Raw genomic sequence first — 6,908 nt, 5'->3', positions numbered from 1 at the left:
CGGGGGGCCACCACCGGCTGGACGACGGGCGGGGGCGGCGCGTCGTGCCGGGCGATGCGCTCGGCCAGCACCTTCTCCCAGGCGTCGAGCCCCAGGTGGATGCGTGCGCGCTCGGGCTCCGTGGTGGCATCCGCGGCCGCGCGGTACTGCTGCACCAGCTTGCCCCGCAGCTCGCCTTCCGCATCCACGTCCTTCGCCCGCGCACGCAGCTGCTTGAACAGCCCGGCCAGTCTCCGCGCGAGCCGCTTCTCCGACGGCGAACCGAGCGGCAACGCCGCCAGCCCCGACGCCTTCACCTCGCTCCCCGAAGTCGTGTCCGCGTCGTCCTCGGCAACAACCGTGGGAGTGGCCCCGGTGGGCCTGTCCTGGTCGCCCGCCGTCACCGGGGACGTGCCCTCCGTTGCCTTGGGGGGCGCGACGTCCGGAGGCCGCGTTGGCAGCACGGGCGCGACCGGCATGGGCCTCCGCTGATCCAGGACCGGCGTCGCTTCCCGCTCGCGGTTCAACCACCCGAAGCCCACTCCCAGCAGCACCAGCGCCGCGACCGCTCCCAGCACGAGCGGCGCTGCCTTCCGGCGAACCGTCAGGAACCCCGGGACCCGGACCGCGGAAGGGGACGTCGGCGCTTCACCCTCGGGCTTCATCGCCGTGCGGAGCCCTGTCGTGCCCGTGGGCTTCTTCAGCAACAGCTCCTGCGACAGGGTCTGGAGTTGCTGGCGCACCGCTTCGGCGGAGGCCGGACGCCGCGCGGGATCCTTCTCCAGCAACTGGAGCACCAGCGCGTCAAGCGCGGGCGGAATGCCCTCCACCTTCGATGAGGGCCGGGGCGGTGCCTGCTCCACGTGGGCGAACATCACCTGCACGTTCTCGCCCTGGAAGGGCCGCACGCCGGTGAGCATCTGGAACGCGAGGACCCCCACGGCGTAGAGGTCCGTCGCCGGACCGATGGTGCCTCCGCGGATCTGCTCCGGCGCCATGAAGTCCGGCGTGCCCAGCACGGAGCCGTCCGTCCGCGTCAGCCCGGCGTTCGACTGCAACACCTTCGCGATGCCGAAGTCGACCAGCTTCAGGGTGGGCGCGGCGTCCGGCAGCTCCACCATGAACACGTTCGCTGGCTTCAGGTCCCGGTGCACCACGCCCGCACGGTGCGCCGCCCCCAGCGCGGACAACATCTGATCCAGCATCCAGACCGTCATCGCCACGTCCAGCCGACCCTGCACGTGCAGCACGTCCGCCAGCGGCCGGCCCTGGAGCAGCTCCATCACCACGTACGGACGCCCGTCCGGGAGCGTGCCGAAGTTGAAGATGTCCAGGATGCCCGGGTGCCGGATGGCGTTCACCGCGCGGGCCTCCACCAGCAGCCGCTGCTCCTGCTCCGGCGACATCAGCTCCGCCCGCAGCACCTTGATGGCCGCCTGCTTGCCGATGAGCGGATGCACCGCGCGGTACACCACGCCCATGCCGCCCGCGCCAATGCGCTCCTGGATGACGAACTCGCCCAGCTGCGCCGACACCAGCGGATCCAACGGCGCCAGGGCCGGCATCTCCTGCTCGGTCAGCGCGCGGTGCGACCCGGTGTCTGGAATTCTTCGAGTTTTCATTGAAAGTCCGGCTATCCGGCGAGAATAGCGCGGACCCGGGGGAACGTCGCGCGCCCGGGCCACCCGCCCCGAGGCTGGCCGTCTGCTTGCCGACGCTGGCCACAACGGCACGCGGATCCACGCTGTTCCTGGAATGCGCGACTCCTGGGCTGAAAAGAGCGACCTGCCGGGAAGGCGGGCCTCAAGGAAAAGTCGCCGCCCCGTTGTAGGATCGGTACGTCCTTTCCAGGACGCTCCCGGGTCGTGCTCCTGGTCCCTGCTTCCGGGGACCGCACCCGGAGGGGGAACATGGCACCCGCATACGACGCCCTGGTCATCGGCACCGGGTTTGGCGGCGCAGTGACGGCCTGTCGGCTCGCGCAGGCGGGGTTCTCCGTGCGCGTGCTCGAGCGCGGCCTGCGCTACCCGAAGGGCAGCTTCCCGCGCGACTTCGAGGACCCTCGCAACGGCTGGCTGTGGCAGCACCGGCAGGGCCTCTTCGACATCAAGCTGCTCAAGGGGATGAGCATCGTGCAGTCCGCGGGGTACGGCGGCGGCTCGCTCATCTACGCCAACGTGCACCTGCGTCCTCCGGCGGAGGTGTTCGCGTCGGGGTGGCCGGAGGGCTACAGCCGCCCGGCGTTGGATCCGTACTACGACCTGGTCGCGCACATGCTGGACGTGCAGCCCATCACGGCCTCCGCGCGCGGCCTGCCGCCGAAGACGAAGCGGATGCAGGAGGTGGCGAAGAAGCTGGGCCGCGAGGCGCAGTTCTTCCACCCGAACCTCGCCGTGCGCTTCGCCCCCGCGGGCGAGTCGCTGCCCAACAAGTTCGGCGTGGAGCAGGAAGGCTGCAACTACTGCGGCGAGTGCGACATCGGCTGCAACGTCCGCGCGAAGAACACGCTGGACCTCAACTACCTGGCCGTCGCCGAACAGCAGGGCGCGGAGGTGTCCACGCAGGCGGAGGTGACGCGCATCGAGCCGCTGTCGCCGGGCTACCGCGTCACCTTCACCGACCACGCGGCCGCCGGCATGCAGCGCACCGTGGACGCGCGCCGCGTCTTCCTCTGCGCGGGCGCGGTGAACACCACGGAGCTGCTGCTGAGAAACCGCGACGTCCTGGGCACGCTGCCGGAGCTGAGCGCGCGGCTGGGCTCGCACTACTCGGCCAACGGGGACTTCCTCGCGTTCGCGTTCGACACGAAGGAGCCGTGGGATCCGTCCGTGGGCCCTACCATCACCACCGGCATGGTGGTGGAGGAGGGGACGGGCAAGGACAAGACCTGGTTTCTCTTCCAGGAGGGCGGCCACCCGGCGCAGGCGGCGGGGCTGATGCTCGCCCTGGATCCGGACCACGCGCTCAGCCTGCCGGCGGACCTGTTGCAGCGCGAGCTGGTGAAGGCGCTGCGCCTGCGCACCAAGGACCTGGCCGCCATCGAGAACGAGCGCGGCCGCTTCCAGGCGGTGTTCCTGGCCATGGGCCGCGACAAGGCCAACGGCCGGCTGTCGCTGTCGCCCCTCACGCGCGAATTGCAGGCGCAGTGGGACGTGCCCGCGAACCTGCCGCTGTACCGCACCCAGGAGCAGCTCTGCGAGGACGTGGCCCGGGCGCTGGGCACGCGCGCGGCCTACAACCCGCTGTGGGAGCGGCTGCACCTGCCGGTGTCCGTGCACAACCTGGGCGGCTGCATGATGGCGGAGGAGCCCGCGTACGGCGTCCTCACCCCGAAAGGGGAGGTGCACGGCTACCCCGGCCTGTACGTGTTCGACGGCGCGGCGCTGCCGGTGGGCATCGGCGTGAACCCGTCCTCCAGCATCGCGGCCGTGGCCGAGCGCAACGTGGAGCAGGTCATCCGCGAGGTGCAGGACGCCCCGGACTGGATGGCCCCGGAGCGGACCCCGGCGAAGCCGACGCGCACGGCGCCGCGGGGCTTCGTGCAGACGACGATGCGGATGATGCCGGTGGAGGTGGAGCCGCCACACACGCCCGTGGTGCCGGGGACGGATCCGCTGGGCACGGTGGTGATTCCCCCCGGTGGCACGGTGGCCTCGCCCACGCCGGTGGTGGGGCTGCGCTTCACGGAGCGGATGAAGGGCTTCGTCCAGCCGGCGTACCTGCCCGCGGACGACTTCGCGGGGGCGGCGCGCGCGGGCCAGCGCGCGGGACACGTGGCGGAGTTCGTCGTCACCATCACGCTGCCCAACCTGGACCGCTTCCTCGCGCAGGAGTCGCACGGCGGCATCGCGCAGGGCACCGTCCACGTGCACGGCCTCACGCCGCCCGGGGGCTCGGCGGTGGAGAACGGCGTCTTCAACCTCTTCGTGGACGCGGAGCGCTTCTATCAGCGGCGCATGCTGTACCTGCTGCCCTTCACCGGCATGGACGGCCAGCCGTACCTGCTGGATGGCTACAAGGAGGTCTGCGACGACGCGGGCTTCGACGTGTGGAGCGACACGTCCACGCTCTACACCGTGGTGCGCCGGGGCACCGAGCGCTCCGCGCCCGTGGTGTCCAGCGGCATCATCCGCCTGCACCTGCCGGACTTCCTCCAGCAGCTCACCACGTTCTCGGTGACGGGCACGGCGTCCCCGCTGAAGCGGGCGGACGCGATGCGACGGTTTGGCGGCATGTTCATGGGGACGCTCTGGGACGTCTTCGCCCGCGCGAAGTTCGACTAGGGAGGACGGCACATCGTGGGGATGGCGACGCGGTACGACGTGGTGGTGGTGGGCTCCGGCTTCGGGGGTTCCATCACCGCGCTCAGGCTCGCACAGGCGGGCAAATCCGTGGCGGTGCTGGAGCGGGGCCGGCGCTATGCCCCCGGCCAGTTCCCCCGCGACGTCACGCGCGCGGATGAGGTGTTCTGGCGCCAGCCGTCCCGGCCCCAGGCGAAGGGCCTCTTCGACGTGCGCTTCCTGTCCGGCATCGGCACGGTGACGGCGAGCGGCGTGGGCGGCGGCTCGCTCATCTACGCCAACGTGCACGTGCGGCCGGACCCCATCGTCTTCGACCACCCGCGCTGGCCGAAGGGCTTCACCCGCGAGGCGCTGGAGCCCTACTACGACAAGGTCGCGCGCGAGCTGGACGTGGCGCCGTTCCCCGCGTCCATCCCCCTGCGCAAGCGCGACCTGTTCCAGCAGGCCGCCGGGCGCATGGGCCGGCCGACGTTCGACCCCACGGAGGCCGTGTCCTGGACCCGGCCCTCCGCGCCGGGCCGCAAGGTGTGCCAGCTCTGCGCGGAGTGCGAGTTCGGCTGCCAGCACGGCGCGAAGAACACGCTGGACCTGACCTACCTGGCGCGCGCGGAGGCGCTGGGCGCCACGGTGTGGCCGGGCCTGTCGGTGTCCCACGTGCAGCGCGTCGCGGGCGGCTACCGGGTGCACTACCAGGACCTCGCCACCGGCGCGAAGGCGTCCGTGGAGGGCGCTCGCGTGGTGCTGTCCGCGGGGGCGCTGGGCACGGTGGAGATTCTCCTGCGAAGCCGCGACCGGGCGCGCACGCTGCCGCTCTTGAGCGACCGGCTGGGGCACGGCTACTCCGGCAACGGCGACTTCCTGGGCTCGCTGCAGGGCAGCCGCGAGGAGATCCTCCCGTGGGTGGGCCCGGACGTGGCCACGGTGATGAAGTTCTTCGACCAGGCCCCGCGCTTCACGATGGTGACGGCCACCTTCAACAAGCCGGCGACGACGGTGCTCGCGGGCATGGGGCAGCCGAAGCTGGGCCTGCTGGGAGGCATCGCCGCGCCGCTGTGGACGAAGCTGGGCCCGCTCGTGCACACCGCCTTCGCCAAGGGCCTGTTCAACAAGCCGCTGAGCAACGCGGTGGACCCCGCGCGCTCCAGCAACCTGTTCGCCATCGGCCAGGACAACGCCAACGGGCGCATGGGGCTCAAGGGCGACCACCTGGACGTGGAGTGGGACTACGCGGGGGAGAACGCGGAGCTGGTGGCGCGGATGACGGGCGCCATGCGGGAGCTGGCGTCGCAGTACGGCGGCACCTTCGCGCCGCTCGTCACGTGGGAGCTGTTCCGCAAGCCCTTCACGGTGCACTCGCTGGGCGGGGCGCACGTGGCGGAGTCGCCCGAGCGCGGCGTCGTGTCCCCGCAGGGCGAGGTGTTCAACTACCCTGGCCTGTTCGTGGCGGATGGCTCCGTCATCCCCACGTCGATTGGTTTCCATCCGGTGATGACCATCAGCGCGGTGTCCGAGCGCATCGCGGAGGCGGTGGCCCATGGCTTCTGAGCAACGTGCATTCTCCCAGGACGTGACGCGGGGCGGGCTCCCGGCGGTGGAGCGGTACGACTTCCTCGCGGGGGACGGCGTCCCCTTGCGGCTCACCCGCTACGTGGGCGGCACGAAGGGGCCGGTGCTGCTGGTGCACGGCGCGGGCGTGTGGAGCGGCATGTTCATGCTGCCCACGCTGAAGGAGAACTTCGTGCAGTACCTGGTGCGCCACGGCTACGACACGTGGCTCCTGGACTGGCGCGCCAGCGTGCAATTGCCCCTGCGCCAGTTCTCGCTGGACGACGCGGCGGACCACGACATGCCGGCGGCGGTGCGGCGCGTGCGGGAGATCACCGGCGCGGACTCGGTGCAGGCGGTGGTGCACTGCGCGGGTTCGGCGGCGTTCTTCATGTCGCTCGCGGCCGGGCACCTGCCGGACGTGCGCAGCGTGGTGGCCTCGCAGGTGGCGCTGCACCACGACGTGCCCAAGGCCACGCGCGTCAAGTCGATGCTGCGGGTGGCGGAGCTGCTGGACGTGGGGCTGGACTCGCTCACGCCGGACGAGGCGTCGCGCACGCCGCTGTTCCAGCTGGCCTTCAGCAAGGTCTCCAGCTTCCTGCGCATGGAGTGCGACAGCCCCGTGTGCCACCGGCTGTCGTTCATGTACGGGCCGCTGTACCGGCATGCGCGGCTCAACCGGGAGACGCACGCGCGGCTGGAGGAGCAGTTCGGCCGCTGCAACATGACGACGTTCCGCCACCTGGCGCAGATGGCGCGGGCCGGGCATGCGGTGCGCTACGACCACGGCCGCGCGGGCAACCTCCAGCGCTACGGCCAGGCCCGGCCGCCGGACTACCTGGATCCGGCGCCCTTCAAGCGCCCCATCACGTTCATCGCCGGTGAGAAGAACCGCACCTACCTGCCCACGTCCACGGAGCGCACCTACGCGTGGCTGCGCGAGGCGAACGGGGACCGCTACTACCGGCGCCACGTGCTGCCGGGCTGCGGCCACCTGGACACCTTCATGGGCTGCACCGCGTCCGAGGACACCTACCCGGTGCTGCGCGAAGCGCTGGAGTTCCAGCCCCGCGCAGGCTGAGG

Annotated in this window: 4 protein-coding genes; 3 read left to right on the top strand and 1 reads right to left on the bottom strand. The window is 71.4% G+C overall.

Annotation, left to right across the window (positions count from 1 at the left end; translation table 11 throughout):
• Nucleotides 1-1,601: serine/threonine-protein kinase (locus D7V93_RS05175; RefSeq protein WP_147451047.1), on the bottom strand; the 1,601-nt coding region annotated here is incomplete at its 3' end.
• Nucleotides 1,602-1,889: 288 nt separating this feature from the next.
• Here D7V93_RS05175 and D7V93_RS05170 point away from each other — a divergent pair.
• The 3 genes from D7V93_RS05170 to D7V93_RS05160 are packed head-to-tail and all read left to right on the top strand — an operon-like array spanning nucleotide 1,890 to nucleotide 6,906.
• Nucleotides 1,890-4,262 carry a GMC family oxidoreductase N-terminal domain-containing protein gene (locus D7V93_RS05170; protein ID WP_120642295.1) on the top strand — a complete coding sequence of 791 codons (2,373 nt, stop codon included), beginning with the start codon at nucleotides 1,890-1,892 and terminating at the stop codon, nucleotides 4,260-4,262.
• 21 nt (nucleotides 4,263-4,283) lie between these two features.
• The gene (locus D7V93_RS05165; RefSeq protein ID WP_120642294.1) at nucleotides 4,284-5,825 is read left to right on the top strand and encodes an FAD-dependent oxidoreductase; all 1,542 of its coding nucleotides are present in this window, start codon (nucleotides 4,284-4,286) and stop codon (nucleotides 5,823-5,825) included.
• Complete coding sequence (locus D7V93_RS05160) at nucleotides 5,815-6,906, top strand: alpha/beta fold hydrolase (protein WP_120642293.1); 1,092 nt, start codon at nucleotides 5,815-5,817, stop codon at nucleotides 6,904-6,906. The genes D7V93_RS05165 and D7V93_RS05160 overlap by 11 nt, the downstream gene beginning before the upstream one ends.
• The last annotated feature ends 2 nt before the right edge of the window (nucleotides 6,907-6,908 follow it).

This window comes from Corallococcus llansteffanensis, from assembly GCF_003612055.1.
Lineage (GTDB): Bacteria > Myxococcota > Myxococcia > Myxococcales > Myxococcaceae > Corallococcus > Corallococcus llansteffanensis.
The sequence above is the reverse complement of the archived record's forward strand: the minus strand, read 5'-3'. Positions and strand labels throughout refer to the sequence as shown.

Bases quoted from the DNA above. Each gene is read 5' to 3' on its own strand.
- D7V93_RS05170 (WP_120642295.1), top strand. From the start codon at position 1,890: ATGGCACCCGCATACGACGCCCTGGTCATCGGCACCGGGTTTGGCGGC.
- D7V93_RS05165 (WP_120642294.1), top strand. From the start codon at position 4,284: ATGGCGACGCGGTACGACGTGGTGGTGGTGGGCTCCGGCTTCGGGGGT.
- D7V93_RS05160 (WP_120642293.1), top strand. From the start codon at position 5,815: ATGGCTTCTGAGCAACGTGCATTCTCCCAGGACGTGACGCGGGGCGGG.